Origin of the sequence: Streptomyces sp. NPDC091271 (assembly GCF_044757505.1) — a bacterium.
Lineage (GTDB): Bacteria > Actinomycetota > Actinomycetes > Streptomycetales > Streptomycetaceae > Streptomyces.
Window position 1 is genome coordinate 849775 of the sequence record NZ_JBIVVD010000003.1, and the last position, 12678, is coordinate 862452.

Here is a 12678-nt window from a genome sequence, read left to right on the forward strand (position 1 = left end):
GGATCGGTCCACGGGCCGCCGGGGACAACTCAGCCCCTGCCCGCCCGCCCCGGCGAGCTCAGGTGCCGCCGCCCAGCTCCTCGCGGATCGCGGAGACCACACGGGTCGCCGTCTGCCGCACGGCCTCGGTCTCCGTGAGGAAGTGCCAGTAATCGGGGTGGCGCCCGTCCAGCCCCTCGATCGCCCGCTCCAGCCGCGCCACGGCGTCGTCCAGCGGGCGGGCATGACGCGGGTCGGGCGTGTTGCGCCCGGCCATGGCGAGACGCTGGGCGTCCCGGATCGCGAACCGGGTGCGATCGATCTCCGCCTGCGGGTTCTTCGCCACCGCGTCGAGCCGCTGCAGCCGGTCCCCGGCTGCGGACACCGCCTCGTCGGTCGCGTTGAGCAGCGCCCGGACCGTACTCAGCCGGGACGTCGCATCCGGCCAGCGCTGCTCGGACCGTGCCTCGGCGGCCTCCGCCAGCTTCGCCTCGGCCTGCCGGACACTGACCGCCGCCTGCTCGGGAACCGGCTGCAGGTCCTGCCAGCAGGCGGCCGAGAAGCGCCGCCGCAGCTCGCTGAGCACCGGCTCGACCTGCCCGGCGCGCGTGGTCAGCGCCTGGGCCCGGGTGCGCAGCGACACCAGCCTGCGGTCGATCTCGGCGGCCCGCGCGGGAAGCTGGTCCGCCTCCGCACGGATCGCCTCGGCGTCCCGCAGCACCTTGTCCGCACGCTGCAGGGTCTCCGCAACACCGTGCTGTCCCGCGCCCTGGTTGAGCTTGGTCAGCTCCGGGGCGAGGGCCGCGAGCCGGGCCGCGAGATCGTCCGCCCGCAGCCCTGACGCGCGCACCGCGTCCAGCGCGTTGCTCGCCGCGAGCAGCGCCTGGCGGCCACGCTCCACAGCGGGAGCGAGCCGCGCGAGCTGGGTCTCCGCACTGCTGAGCAGCGTCCCGAGCCCCTGGGCGAACCGGTCGAGCTCACCCTTGACCCGCACGAGATCGTCCTTGGCCCGGGTCAGCTGGGTCCGCGCACCGGCCGCCGCCGAAGGCTCCAGATCGTCCCGGTCGAGGTCATGGGCGTCCACCGCGGTGATGTACTCGTGGCTGACCTCGTCGATCCGCCGGCCCAGCGCCGCGAAGTCGTCCGCGGCCTTGCGGGCGCGGGGCGAACTGTCCACCGCGGTGATCGTCTCGATCGAGATCCGCAGATCGCGCTGAGCGGTGTCCAGCTCGTAGAAAGCGGCAGCCGCCGCGTCCTTCGCCGCCTGCGCGTCGGCCCGCTGGTTCTCCCCACGCCCCCCGAACCAACGGCGCGTACCCCCGCCGGCGAAGGCGCCGGGCAGCGTGGCGACGACCAGGGGGACCGGCAGCAGCATCAGCACCAGGACGTCCCTGACGGCGGAACCAACACTCGCTTTCGCCTGCGGCCGCGTGTGTGTCGCCGTCACATCCCTCTCCCGTGCCGATTCGCCCTGCCCGGTTCATTCTCGCACCAGTTAGGACGAACGCACGGGCCGGTTAGTTCGCACTTCGGACGGTGACTTCACCGTTGTCGCTGCGCGCCTTCACCACGTGCTTGCTGCTTTCGCTGCGGGGCACCTTGACGGAGACGTCACCGTTGTCGGCCTCGGCGGACACCGCGTACGCACTCTTTCCGGCCGGCAGGTCGATGGAGATGCTCCCGTTGTCACTCACCGTGTCCACCAGGTTCGGGACCCGGGTGAACCCGATACGCACCGACCCGTTGTCCGAGCGGGCGACCACGGAGCTCCCCGAGATCCGCTCGGCCTCGACGGAGCCGTTGTCGGAGGTCAGCTCCAGCGGCCCGGAGATGTCCCGAACGTCGACGCCGCCGTTGTCGGCGGAGATCTTGAGCGGGGCACTGAAGCCGGCGGCGGTGATCTTCCCGTTGTCCCCCTGCACGGTCAGGGCCAGCCCGCGGGGCACCTTCACCTCATGGTGCGCCTCGCAGTTGCTGATCACCGCCCGGCACTTCACCTCGAGCCGCAGCTCGTCCCCTTCGAGCTTCCACACGGGATCCGGCCCACTGCCCAGCACGACCCACCCGTCGACCCGCCGGGTGACCTCGATCTGCTCCACGTCGGCGGGCACGAGATCGAGGGTCGAGTTGTCGGCGTCGATGGTGAGCGCGTCCCCACTGAACGCGAACGACTTGTGTTCGGCGGCAGCGTCGTCAGCATTCGCACTCCCACAGCCACTGAGCGCGGCCACGAGGAGCACGGTGCCGGCGGCGGCCACGAGTGCGTCGGTGCGTCGTGTACGGATGGTCATGGTGTCGGGTCCCCCTGAGAGCGCCGGCGTTGTGGCTACACCGTATGTACGGGCCCACCCCCGCGACGATCCGGACGGCTACCGTCTCGGGGGTGGGGGTAACCCCCGTACGCGGGTCCGAGGGCCCGGCCGTGCCCGGCGGGAACCGGATTGCCGCCGGGGGGCGGGGGGCATGTAACCTGTTGCCTCATCCACGGGTGCGTAGCTCAGGGGTAGAGCGCTGCTCTTACAAAGCAGATGTCGGCGGTTCGAAACCGTCCGCGCCCACCAGTGCGAAGGCCCCCAACCGATCATGGTTGGGGGCCTTTGACATCTACTTCTGACATCAACGGGTGTGGTCATCCACGGTCGGGACCTGCCGCTTCAGCATGCGATCGAGGTGACTCACGGTCTCGCGCTGCGTGTCCTGGACGACGTGGGCATAGATGTTCATCGTGACCGCGATCTGACTGTGCCCGAGGATCTCCATCACGACGCGGGGCGGGACGCCGGCAGCGGTCAGCAGTGTCGCGCAGCCGTGCCGGGCATCGTGCAGCCGGATCACGCGGAGCCCTGCACTCCCGGCGACCCGGAATCGACACTCCCGGTGACGGACCTAGGCTCCGGCCTGTGACCGAGGACAGGCACCGCCCAGCGAACTTCCGCGTCCACCTCGTGCCAGCCGTGCTGGCTCTGGCCAACCCTCCGTGACAGCAGACGGTGTAACTCGACCCGTCTCTTTCACGTGCTCTTCGACGACTTCTGCGACGCCGACCAACCAGAGACGTACCTCGGTACCAGTCTGCGGACCGAGGAAGAGGCCGAACTCATGCGTCAGCTGGGCGCCGCCCTCAACGCCGCAGGCTCCGGACGACACCGACGACCAGTACCTGCAAGCGACAGCATGGCCGAGAGTTGTGGCAGTGGCCGGGGCCGTTCGCTTGCCGACCAGGGGCACCGCTCCGGGTTCTCATTCCGCTGCGGGTAGCGGTTCAGCGAAGTCAGTGAGGGCCGGGTCGGCAAGCGCTTCACTTGGTTTCGGAGACACAGCCGTCTCGGCCGGCCTCACGGCCGGGTCAGCCGGGCTTGACCGCCAGCGTCGCAAAATAGTTCGACATGTATGGAGCGGATGCGTTGGATTGGTGCGGCGCTTCCGTGAAGCCGGTGAGGACGAACCCCGCGGCGAGTTGCCCGCCGATCTGGTCGGTGAGGGTGTGGCTGTACTCAAGAGGGGCATCCGCGCCGAACTTCGTGGCGCGTTCCTCGGCGGAGTACTGCGTGACATCGCTGTAGGGCAGCTTGTGCACGACGATCAGCTCGCCGCGCTCGTCGAGCGCCTCGTGGTCGAACAAGTACGCATCAGGGTTGAGGAAGCCCACGAGCAGAGTTCCGCCCGGCCGCAGGACGCGGAAGCACTCACGCCACACCGGTGCCAAGTCCGGTACGAACAGGTTGGACACCGGATGGAACACGACGTCGAATGCTGCGTCGCCGAAGGCGCTGAGGTCGCGCATGTCGCCCAGGACGGTCCGCAGCTCAAGTCCGTCGCGGGCTGCCACCATCTCGTCCTGGCCGAGCTGGCGGGGTGAGTTGTCGAATACCGTGACCCGCGCCCCTGCGGCGGCAAGGATCGGACCCTGCTGGCCACCGCCGGAGGCCAGGCACAACACGTCCTTGCCGGTCAGGTCCCTCGGCAGCCAGGAGCGGTCGACCGGCTCATGCCCGATGAGAACAATCGACCAGTCGCCCGTGCGGGCGCGCTCGACATCCTCAGCACTCACCGGCCTCGACCACTCGTTGCCGTCTTGGACACACTTGTCCCAGGCTGCCCGATTGTGGGCAACGGGGTCGACAACAATGTCCTGCACGTGCGGCTCCCTGCTACAGCCAAGCGGATACCTGCGGTACTGACAGTTCGGTGCCGCCAGCCAACACGATCGCGGGGGAGGGCTCAACGAATTTGGCGGGCATCGAGGTGTCCACGGCTCGACGGGTGGTCCCTCACATCGCCGACCGCCGCACCAGAACCCCTCCCGGGCCTCTGAAGTGGTGTCCCGGTATCGCGTGGCAGTGCGCACTGCCGCCCCGTCGTGTCTACGAGTCACCCGGGCACGGCTTCTTCCGGGCGGTCGGCACGGTCGAGGAGCTCGCGGAGCGGTGCGCCGGCTGGTTCGAGAACCTGTTGAGCCGCCCTGTCGTCCGCGTTGAATGGCCGTTCAAAGACGGGCAGTATGCGACCCGCTGGGAGTTCGCCGACACGGGCGAAGTCCTGGCGACGCGCGGCCCAGTGCCTGCCGACGGCTCATCCCCGGCCCGTTGCTTCCCTGTCCGTCCCTGATCCGGCCTGACGTCGAGCACGCCCACGAGGGGCAGTGCGCGCGGCCGGCTCTGGCAGGTCATCTGCTGGCCATCGACGAAGCCCGACCATCGGTTAGGTCCCGGACGACTCTCCGGGCCGCCCCCAGACAGGCCGGGGATGCAACCATTCATTTCAGAGCTGGAACCCCCGGAAGCCGACCGCGCGTTTGAGACCTTAGAGGTCGGCACTGACAACGGCTCGGTGGGCGATGGGTAGTTGAGCGCGGATTCGCCCACCTGCACTGGTTCCGCCGAATACGGATCCGCTGGGAGATCCGCGACGACATCCACGAAGCCTTCCTCACCCTCGGATGCGCACTCATCTGCTGGCGGCGACTGCGCGCTCCGACAACAATTGCCGTGGGCCAGCCAGGGCTCTGACCGCCTCGGTTCACCGGATCGGCGGTGGCATGGTGGGGAGCCGCCCGCTTGCTCGTGCAGCCTGGCCTGTCAAGGACATTCAGGAGTTCTGATGGCAGTAGAGATCGTTTACGAGACCCACGCCACCACCACCGACAACGAGGCCGGCATCGCCACCGGCTGGCTCCCGGGCCGGCTCTCGGACCTGGGCTGCCGCCAAGCCCGGGAGCTGGGGGAGCGCCGACCCGGCGAAGGCTTCGCAGCAGTGTTCGCCTCCGACCTGCACCGAGCCGTCCAGACAGCCCGGATCGCGTTCCCCGACGGTCGGCCCCCGATTCGCCAGGACATCCGACTACGTGAATGCAACTACGGCGAGCTCAACGGACACCCGCTCTCCCTCATCGCCGCCCAACGAGCCCAGCACATCGACGAACCGTTTCCCGGAGGCCAGAGCTACCGCCAGGTCGCCACGGCCACCCGCGCCTTCCTCCACGACATCGCCACCAAATGGGACGGCGGCAGAATCCTCGTGATCGCCCACTCTGCTAACCGATGGGCACTGGAACATCTGCTCGCCGGAACACCGCTGGACGAACTGCTCCAAGCACCGCCCGCCTGGCGGCCGGGCTGGCGCTACACGCTGCCTGCCGACTGGCCCGCCTCAAGCTGCCACCAGGGCCAGTTGTGAGTTCCTCGTACTGCACGGCGTGCAGCCCGTGGCCGTATGCCTCCAAGGTCTGGGTGCGTACGCCCTCGTGCCCGTTGCGAGCCCTTGCGTGAGCCCGCAGGAGGCAAGCTGGGATCAACTCCACCCGTTCGCCGACGTCATCACCGAACGCTTCACGTGCCTGGGCCTCGTCCCGCTGCCCCACCCTCGGTGGCGGCAGAAATCCGCCTGCTCACGGCCCCCGGGTGGCCTACCGTTCCACGCATGACTCCGATCAGCCCCCAGAAGCCGCTGACCTCAGACGACGCACAGTCGTTGCTCGCGATGCTTCCTGCCCGAGTCGAAATCGAGCGAGGCATGAGTGAGCGGGAACTTGACCAGGTCGAGGAGCGCTGGGGGTTCCGTTTCGCTCCGGAGCATCGGACGCTGCTGGGCGCGGGACTGCCGACGGGAAGCAGTAGCTGGCCCGATTGGAGAGACGGCGACCCGAAGGATCTGGCGGAGCGTCTGGCCTGGCCGGTGAACGGGGTGCTCTTCGACGTGGAACACAACCGGTTCTGGCACCCGGAGTGGGACCCGCGGCCGGCGGACACCCAGGACGCGCTGAAGGTGGCTCGCACACACTTGGCTACGGTCCCGGTGATGGTGCCCATCTTTTCCCACAGGTGCCTGCTGGCCGATCCGGACCGCACTGGTACGCCAGTGTTGTCGATGTATCAGACTGACATCATTTACTACGGAACCGATCTGGCCGACTACTGGCACCACGAGTTCGGTCGCCCCGCTCCGACTCCCGAAGACCATCAGTACGCCTCGATTCCGTTCTGGTCCTACTTCTTGCACTGACCCCGCTCGGGTAGAGACCTCAGGGCGAGGCCTGAGTGGCGGCCGCTCCCCATCCTCTGGATTTGGCCCGTTCGCATCGCCGGCACGGCAGTAGAGTGCAACGGTGACCGCAATGCCGGAAGACCGGCCGCCACTGATCAGCGACGACGACCGCGACACGGCCGTGCGACGTTTGCAGGAGGCGTACGCCGAAGGGCATATCTCGCACGACGATTTGGACGAACGCCTGCACCAGGTGCTCACCGTCACGTCGCGCAGTGAGCTCGTGTCGGTTCTGGCCGCGCTCCCTGCGGAGAAGGCGGTCACCACGTCCACGATCGCCGCCGCCGGTGGACGGATTCAGCGGCGCGGCGTATGGCGGGTACCTCGGAGCCTGAAAGTCGAGTCCGCATTCGGCAGGGTGTATCTGGACCTGTCCCGGGCGGTCATCGAGCATTCGGTGGTCGACATCGAGTTGCAACTCGGCACCGGCAAGGCCAAGATCACGGTGCCCCGCGACGCGGTCGTCGACCTCGAAGGTCTGCACACCGGGTGGAAGGACTCGCGTTACAGGACCACGCGGCGCTCCCGCCCCGGTGGGCCGGAAATCCGAATCTCCGGAACCATGGGATTCGGACGGTTGAAGATCCGCCACGCGTGGCGTTGAGGTTCCATTCGTCATCAGGAACGTTCCGATCGGTACTTCTCGGTCCCCGCCTGTGGCTCGGGGACCCTCCAGGGCCGTGGCGGGGCCCGGCCGCGTCGACCGAGACGTCAGCCCTTGAGGTGCTGTGTAGCGCGGCCGTATGCGCTGCGAATGCCGGAGGCTCCGGGTTAGGAGCACACTGGGCGTATGGCCCTACCGAAAACGCATCACTGCTCGGCCTGCTCGAACGGGGCCGCCACGGACGAAGTCCTTCACGAGGACCTCGTTGTCGGAGCACCTCTGTCCATGGAGGACCTCACCGACACGCAGCGCCACGATCGCTTCGCCCTGAAGTACGCCCACGACAGCTGCCAGGTCAGAGAGGTCCGGCGAGTCCCGCACGACAGCTTGAGTGGCTACGCCTGGTCCGTCCGTTTCACCGAGAGCCCGTGACATTTCGCCGAATGCGCTGACCCTCAACCCTTCCCGGGTGCGGCATCAATTCCTGGGGCCGCACCCGGGGTGGCCGTATCCGCACGTCCAGGCGTCCGGAAGCGATGAGTTTCGCCGTGGTTTCCAGTCTTTACCCACATACGCGACGCATCGCAGCCGAGGAGAGCACCATGGCCGCCACCTACACATTCGACGTGTTTTCCAGCCTCGACGGCTTCGGTGCCGCCGGCGGCAACTGGACCGGCTACTGGGGTAGGCAAGGCCCCGAGCTCCTCGACCGCCGCCTCGATCTGTACCGCGAGGACCAGCGGATGGTCTTCGGGGCCAACACGTATCGCGCGTTCGCGCAGATGGTGGCGTCCAGCAGCGAGGAGTCCGACGTACACGACCCGTGGGTCACGCGGATGAGGAGTCTGCCGGCAACGGTGGTGTCGGCCACGCTGGACGGGCCCCTCGACTGGCCGGACGCGACCGTTGCGGGCGGCGACGCCGTCGACGTCGTCGCTCGGCTCAAGAAGGAGTCCGAGGTGCCGTTGCGCTCGCACGGCAGCCTGTCGATGAACAGGGCGCTGATGGCCGCCGGTCTGGTCGACCGCGTCCAGGTGACGCTCTTCCCTGTGATCACCGGGCAGACCGGGCTGGACCCGATCTTCCAGGGGGCGGCCGACTTCGACCTTGAGCTGATCGAGCACCGGACGCTCGACGGCCACACCCAGGAACTCGTCTACCGGCCCTCCCTGCATGTCTGAGCTGAGAGTGGGCGGTGGCCCGGTGCCGGCAGCAGATGCGGCGGACGGCTGTGTACGGGGATTCCGGTCGGCGGAGCGAGCCGGGCCGGGGACGTGCTGTTCTCCGTCGCGCGGTCAGGTTCCAACCTTGACGCAGGGGCGGGGGCAACCCCCGCCCCGCGTATGCCAGGAAGCCCTCAGGCGCCGGCGCCCCCGTCGACCGGCACCATCGCGCCGGTCACCACCGAGGCGCGGTCGCTGAGCAGCCACGCGGCTGCCTCGGCCACTTCGCGGGGCTCGGCCATGCGCCCGAGAGGGGTCGCCGCCTTGTTGCGCTCGATGATGCCCGGGGACACGGCCTCCCACGCGTCGATCATCTCCGTGGCGGTGCCGCCGGGGGTGATGCCGTTCACCCGGATCCCCTGAGGGCCCCAGGTCACAGCCGCGGTCTCGGTGATGCTGTTCAGCGCGCGCTTCATGGCGCCGTACGCGGGGAGGGCGGGGTTCGCGCGGCGGCTGCCGATGCTCGAGGTGTTGACGATCGCTCCGCCGCCGTTCCGTCGCATGAGCGCTGCCTCGGCGGTCATGGCGGTCCAGTGCGAGCGGAAGTTCACGGCGAACTGCTCGTCGATGTCCTCGTCACTCGTGGTGTCGAGCGGGCCGGGCTGCTGGATCGCCGCGCCGTTGTTGAAGGCGCCGTCGAGCCGTCCGTGCAGCTCCTCGACGCGGTCGACCGCCGCGCGGATGCTCGTACGGTCGGCGAGGTCGAGGGTGACGGCGTCGGCGCCGCCGCCGTCGGCGCGGATCTCGGTGACGACGCGGTCGAGGGCGTCCGTGCTGCGGGCGGCGAGCACGACGGAGGCGCCCTCGGAGGCGAAGAGCCGGGCCGCGGCCGCCCCGATGCCACGGCTGGCGCCGGTGATGAACACGACCTTGCCGGCGAGCAGGCCGATGGGTGCGATGTCGGTGTGGTTCGTCATGAGGGCAGTGTCGGTCCGGCCACCGGGCCGGATGCAGGCACAAGCTGTACCAGGATCCGTCGCCGCGCATTGTGCAGACTTGGACCATGAACAAGCAGGAGCTCGGGGCGTTCCTCCGCAGCCGTCGCGAGCGGCTCCGGCCGGAGGACGTCGGCCTCCCCTCCGGACCGCGGCGTCGGACGCCGGGTCTGCGCCGCGAGGAGACCGCGGTCCTCGCGCACATCTCCACGGAGTACTACGTCCGGCTGGAGCAGGGAAGGGCGCCGCGGCCGTCGGGCGAGGTCCTCGCCGGGATCGCCGGCGCGCTGCGGCTCACCGACGCCGAGTCCGACCATCTCCATGTCCTCGCGGGCACCGCACCGACCCGCACCAGGTTGCACCGGCGCGACGTCCGGCCGAGCATCCTCGCGCTCATCGAGCGGCTGCCGCAGACGGCGGCCATCGTCGTGTCCGCCGCGTTCGAGGTGCTCGCGTGGAACGACCTCGCGGCCGCGCTCATGGAGGACTTCGGCGGGCTCGCCCCCGACGACCGCAATCTCGCACGCCGGGCGTTCCTCGGACAGGCAGGGCCTGGGGCGACGCTGTACGGGGTCTCCGACGCGGCCGAGTTCCGGCACCACGTGGTCAAGGATCTGCGTGCGACTCTCGCCCGGTACCCGACGGACCCCGAGATTACGGGCCTCGTTGACGAACTCCGCGACGCAAGCCCCGACTTCGTCCGCCTCTGGGAGCGGCACGATGTGCAGGCCGCGCCGATGCTCACGAAGACCTTCCGTCACCCGGTCGTCGGGGAGATCACCGTCGACTGCGACTCACTCGCTCTCGCGGACCGTGACCAGCACCTCGTGCTCTACAGCGCACCCAAGGGGTCCCCTGACGCCGAGGCCCTGGCTCTTCTGGACGTACTCGGAGCCGAGGCCGGTGACTATCGGCGGTAGCGTCGCACCGGCGGTGAAGGCGAACCCCGGAAACCGGCGGGATCTTTGCTGATCCGGTCGGCCGAGGAGGGGTGCTTCAGGGGGGTGTGGCGTTCCTCACAGTGAAAGCACAGGTAGTGAAAGCAACTGCACCCATTCGTCTTTTCTGTCTGCCTCGGGGTGGTGTCACCGGTACGAGGGAGTGAAGAAAGTGTGACGGCCGACCGCTCTCCTGGTCATACGATCACCTCAAGTCGCGTATGCGTGTCCCATTCCGCTGCGACCCCTTCTCTCTTTTTCGGACCTCGAAGGGCTCTAGTGAAGATTCGCCAGATACTTGCCACAGCTGTTGCCGCCGCAGTGACCACGCCTGTGCTGCTGCTGTCGGTCACCCCCGCGTTCGCCGACGACAAGCCGGCAGCGCAGACGCAGGAGAAGCCGTCCGTCGCGGAGCTGGAAAAGGCCGCCGCCGCAGCGCAGACGGCGTACGACGACGCCGTGGCGGCCGAAAACGCCTTCAAGACGGCGTTGGACGAGGCGCTGTCCGACACCGCCCCCCTGGCCGTGGCCGCCAAGGCTGCCGAGGCAGTGGCGGCGGCCGCCGGTACGGCGAAGACCGACGCCGACCAGGCGGTCGTGAACGCCAAGGCCGAGGTCGAGGCACTCCCGGAAACAGCGACCGACGCGGAGAAGCTCGCCGCTACGGAGAAGCTCGCCAAGGCCGAGACCGCCGCCGAGGCCGCCGCTGAGGCCAAGGACGCCGCCGAAGCCGAGGTCGTGACGGCCCGGACCGCACTCGCCGTCGACCAGAACGAAGCCCGCCAGAAGCTGAGGGAGGCGACGAAGGCCACCGAGGCCGCACTCGCCGACAAGACCGCCGCCGACGCGGCGCTCGCCAAGGCGAAGGAAGAGGAGGCCGAGGGCGGCGAGGGCGGTGGGGAGGACGACACCTGCGTCCCCGAGGCCAAGCTCACCACGGTCGTCACGGGTCTGCCGTCCACGGTCGTCGCCGGCACGAAGGTCAACTTCAAGCTCCGGGTGACCAACGGCACCGAGAAGACGATGGACGAGGTGTTCCCGTTCGTCTACGCCCACGCGACCGACCGGAGCGGGCTCAACGACCTCGACCACCTGGTGCACCTGCAGTGGTCGACCGCCTCGTCCTCGAAGTGGAAGAACGTCGACAACGAGAACTACATCGAGAAGATCAGCCCGCTGAAGGCCGGCGCCCACGCCGACATCAAGCTGCGCCTCACGGTCGACGCCTCGGCCCCCGCGGGCAACGGCGTCACCTTCGTCGCGGGTGACTACTGGAACGACAACGGCACCTGCGGCGGAAGCCCGGACCTCGAGGGCTACGAGTTCATGATCGCCGCCGCCGGCAGCAAGCCCGGCAAGGTCGACGACGCCAAGCCCAGCACGACCAAGCCGAACACCTCGGACGTCAAGCCGCAGAGCGCCGGGTCGGCCAGTCCCGCGGGCGGCAGCCTCGCCGCCACCGGCTCGTCCTCCGCCACCTCGCAGCTCGCGCTCGCGAGCGGTGCGGCCCTGGCGATCGGTGCGGGCGCGGTGTTCGTCGTACGCCGTCGCAAGGCAGGTTCGCACGCCTGACGCATGGGGGCGGGGCGCCGGCCAGGCGCCCCGCCTCGCGCTTGTCCGCTCGGAGGGCCCGACACCGGACGGTGTCGGGCCCTCCGTGGTGACACGGCCTCTCTAGCCCGATTCTTGACGGAGCGTCAGTATCGATCGGAGCGGTACAGCGGCGTCGAGAAGGGCGCGGGAGCGGGCCGCGATGCTCGCGTCCCGGGCGGCCAGCGCGGCTCCGGCCTCCTCCCTGCCGGGCCCGCGTCGCAGGCTCGGCATCAAGGCCCGGAGCGGCTCGATCCGGTAGCCGGCGCTGCGCAGCTGGTGCACGATCCGGGCGTCCCGGGTCTGTACGGGTGAGTACCGTCGCGTCCCTCGTGGAGGCACCCGGTCCGGAACGGCCAGCCCCTCGGCGTCCCAGTGCCGCAACGTGGACGGGCGCACTCCGAGCGCGGCGGCGAGTTCGGAGACGCCCATCGAGTCCGACGGGCGTACGTCTTCGATCAGTTCGGCGGAGATCGCCGTCACGGCCTCCTTGGCGAGTTCCAGGTCCCTACGCTCCCGGTCGAGCCGGGCGTGTGCCGCGTCGAGCAGTGCGAGTGCCTCACCGACCGGACGTGTGTGGACAGCGCGCACGATCCGCTTGGCCTCGACCGGGCCCGTGGCGGCAGCGAGCGCCCGGTAGGCCAGCGCCGAGTGGACGTGCGCCTCCCCGTGGACCCGGTAGCCCGAGGCCGTACGCGTCGCCGGCGGCAGAACTCCGTCGCGTTCGAGGTTGCGGATCTGCTGGACGGAGTACCCCGCCCGCCGCGCGACATCTACCGTGCGCATTTCCGACGACTTGAGGGTTGACACCCGCCGCTCCTCCGGATTCCCGTCCAAAGCCTCCACAAGCACCTTAGTGAAACGCT

The 12678-nt window shown here is 69.2% G+C and carries 13 protein-coding genes and 1 tRNA gene; 8 read left to right on the plus strand and 6 right to left on the minus strand.

The annotated features are described in order from the left end of the window. Positions 1 to 58 precede the first annotated feature (58 nt). Together ACIQM3_RS15625 and ACIQM3_RS15630 are read right to left on the minus strand one after the other, a co-directional pair. On the minus strand, positions 59 to 1426 hold the full coding sequence (locus tag ACIQM3_RS15625) for a hypothetical protein (protein WP_401624018.1): 1368 nt from the start codon (positions 1424 to 1426) through the stop codon (positions 59 to 61). Positions 1427 to 1496: 70 nt separating this feature from the next. Continuing rightward, positions 1497 to 2270, minus strand: a complete 774-nt coding sequence (locus ACIQM3_RS15630) for a DUF4097 family beta strand repeat-containing protein (RefSeq protein WP_401624020.1) — start codon at positions 2268 to 2270, stop codon at positions 1497 to 1499. Between the two features lie 195 nt (positions 2271 to 2465). Between ACIQM3_RS15630 and ACIQM3_RS15635 the strand changes: the two genes are divergently transcribed. Continuing rightward, positions 2466 to 2540, plus strand: a tRNA-Val gene (locus tag ACIQM3_RS15635). A gap of 55 nt (positions 2541 to 2595) precedes the next feature. On the opposite strand, the gene ACIQM3_RS15640 is transcribed toward ACIQM3_RS15635, so the two are convergent. Both ACIQM3_RS15640 and ACIQM3_RS15645 read right to left on the minus strand, forming a co-directional pair. Then, a complete protein-coding gene (locus ACIQM3_RS15640) occupies positions 2596 to 2814 on the minus strand; it encodes a tyrosine-type recombinase/integrase (RefSeq protein ID WP_401624022.1) in 219 nt (72 codons plus the stop codon). A 511-nt stretch (positions 2815 to 3325) separates the two neighbouring features. Then, on the minus strand, positions 3326 to 4117 hold the full coding sequence (locus ACIQM3_RS15645; protein WP_401624024.1) for a class I SAM-dependent methyltransferase: 792 nt from the start codon (positions 4115 to 4117) through the stop codon (positions 3326 to 3328). Positions 4118 to 5079: 962 nt separating this feature from the next. On the opposite strand from ACIQM3_RS15645, the gene ACIQM3_RS15650 reads away from it, so the two are divergent. From ACIQM3_RS15650 to ACIQM3_RS15670, 5 genes are all read left to right on the plus strand, one after another. Beyond that, positions 5080 to 5655: a histidine phosphatase family protein gene (locus ACIQM3_RS15650; protein ID WP_401624026.1), complete on the plus strand. Its 576-nt coding sequence runs from the start codon at positions 5080 to 5082 to the stop codon at positions 5653 to 5655. Positions 5656 to 5898: 243 nt separating this feature from the next. After that, positions 5899 to 6480, plus strand: a complete 582-nt coding sequence (locus ACIQM3_RS15655; protein WP_401624028.1) for a hypothetical protein — start codon at positions 5899 to 5901, stop codon at positions 6478 to 6480. Between the two features lie 103 nt (positions 6481 to 6583). Continuing rightward, a complete protein-coding gene (locus tag ACIQM3_RS15660) occupies positions 6584 to 7126 on the plus strand; it encodes a DUF1707 domain-containing protein (RefSeq protein ID WP_401624030.1) in 543 nt (180 codons plus the stop codon). Between the two features lie 186 nt (positions 7127 to 7312). Beyond that, a complete protein-coding gene (locus ACIQM3_RS15665; protein WP_401624032.1) occupies positions 7313 to 7558 on the plus strand; it encodes a hypothetical protein in 246 nt (81 codons plus the stop codon). A gap of 170 nt (positions 7559 to 7728) precedes the next feature. Then, a complete protein-coding gene (locus tag ACIQM3_RS15670; RefSeq protein WP_401624033.1) occupies positions 7729 to 8307 on the plus strand; it encodes a dihydrofolate reductase family protein in 579 nt (192 codons plus the stop codon). Between the two features lie 176 nt (positions 8308 to 8483). Here the strand turns inward: ACIQM3_RS15670 and ACIQM3_RS15675 are convergent, their stop codons facing one another. Further along, positions 8484 to 9266 carry an SDR family NAD(P)-dependent oxidoreductase gene (locus tag ACIQM3_RS15675; RefSeq protein ID WP_401624035.1) on the minus strand — a complete coding sequence of 261 codons (783 nt, stop codon included), beginning with the start codon at positions 9264 to 9266 and terminating at the stop codon, positions 8484 to 8486. An 86-nt stretch (positions 9267 to 9352) separates the two neighbouring features. Between ACIQM3_RS15675 and ACIQM3_RS15680 the strand changes: the two genes are divergently transcribed. Together ACIQM3_RS15680 and ACIQM3_RS15685 are read left to right on the plus strand one after the other, a co-directional pair. Then, positions 9353 to 10204 carry a helix-turn-helix transcriptional regulator gene (locus ACIQM3_RS15680; RefSeq protein WP_401624037.1) on the plus strand — a complete coding sequence of 284 codons (852 nt, stop codon included), beginning with the start codon at positions 9353 to 9355 and terminating at the stop codon, positions 10202 to 10204. Positions 10205 to 10501: 297 nt separating this feature from the next. Then, positions 10502 to 11794 carry an LAETG motif-containing sortase-dependent surface protein gene (locus ACIQM3_RS15685; protein ID WP_401624039.1) on the plus strand — a complete coding sequence of 431 codons (1293 nt, stop codon included), beginning with the start codon at positions 10502 to 10504 and terminating at the stop codon, positions 11792 to 11794. A 102-nt stretch (positions 11795 to 11896) separates the two neighbouring features. Here the strand turns inward: ACIQM3_RS15685 and ACIQM3_RS15690 are convergent, their stop codons facing one another. Beyond that, the gene (locus ACIQM3_RS15690) at positions 11897 to 12598 is read right to left on the minus strand and encodes a MerR family transcriptional regulator (protein WP_401624041.1); all 702 of its coding nucleotides are present in this window, start codon (positions 12596 to 12598) and stop codon (positions 11897 to 11899) included. Between the last annotated feature and the right edge of the window lie 80 nt (positions 12599 to 12678).

Coding starts and splice junctions, on each gene's coding strand:
- ACIQM3_RS15655 (WP_401624028.1), top strand. CDS start 5,899: ATGACTCCGATCAGCCCCCAGAAGCCGCTGACCTCAGACGACGCACAG.
- ACIQM3_RS15680 (WP_401624037.1), top strand. CDS start 9,353: ATGAACAAGCAGGAGCTCGGGGCGTTCCTCCGCAGCCGTCGCGAGCGG.
- ACIQM3_RS15650 (WP_401624026.1), top strand. CDS start 5,080: ATGGCAGTAGAGATCGTTTACGAGACCCACGCCACCACCACCGACAAC.
- ACIQM3_RS15690 (WP_401624041.1), bottom strand. CDS start 12,598: ATGCGCACGGTAGATGTCGCGCGGCGGGCGGGGTACTCCGTCCAGCAG.
- ACIQM3_RS15675 (WP_401624035.1), bottom strand. CDS start 9,266: ATGACGAACCACACCGACATCGCACCCATCGGCCTGCTCGCCGGCAAG.
- ACIQM3_RS15665 (WP_401624032.1), top strand. CDS start 7,313: ATGGCCCTACCGAAAACGCATCACTGCTCGGCCTGCTCGAACGGGGCC.
- ACIQM3_RS15670 (WP_401624033.1), top strand. CDS start 7,729: ATGGCCGCCACCTACACATTCGACGTGTTTTCCAGCCTCGACGGCTTC.
- ACIQM3_RS15630 (WP_401624020.1), bottom strand. CDS start 2,270: ATGACCATCCGTACACGACGCACCGACGCACTCGTGGCCGCCGCCGGC.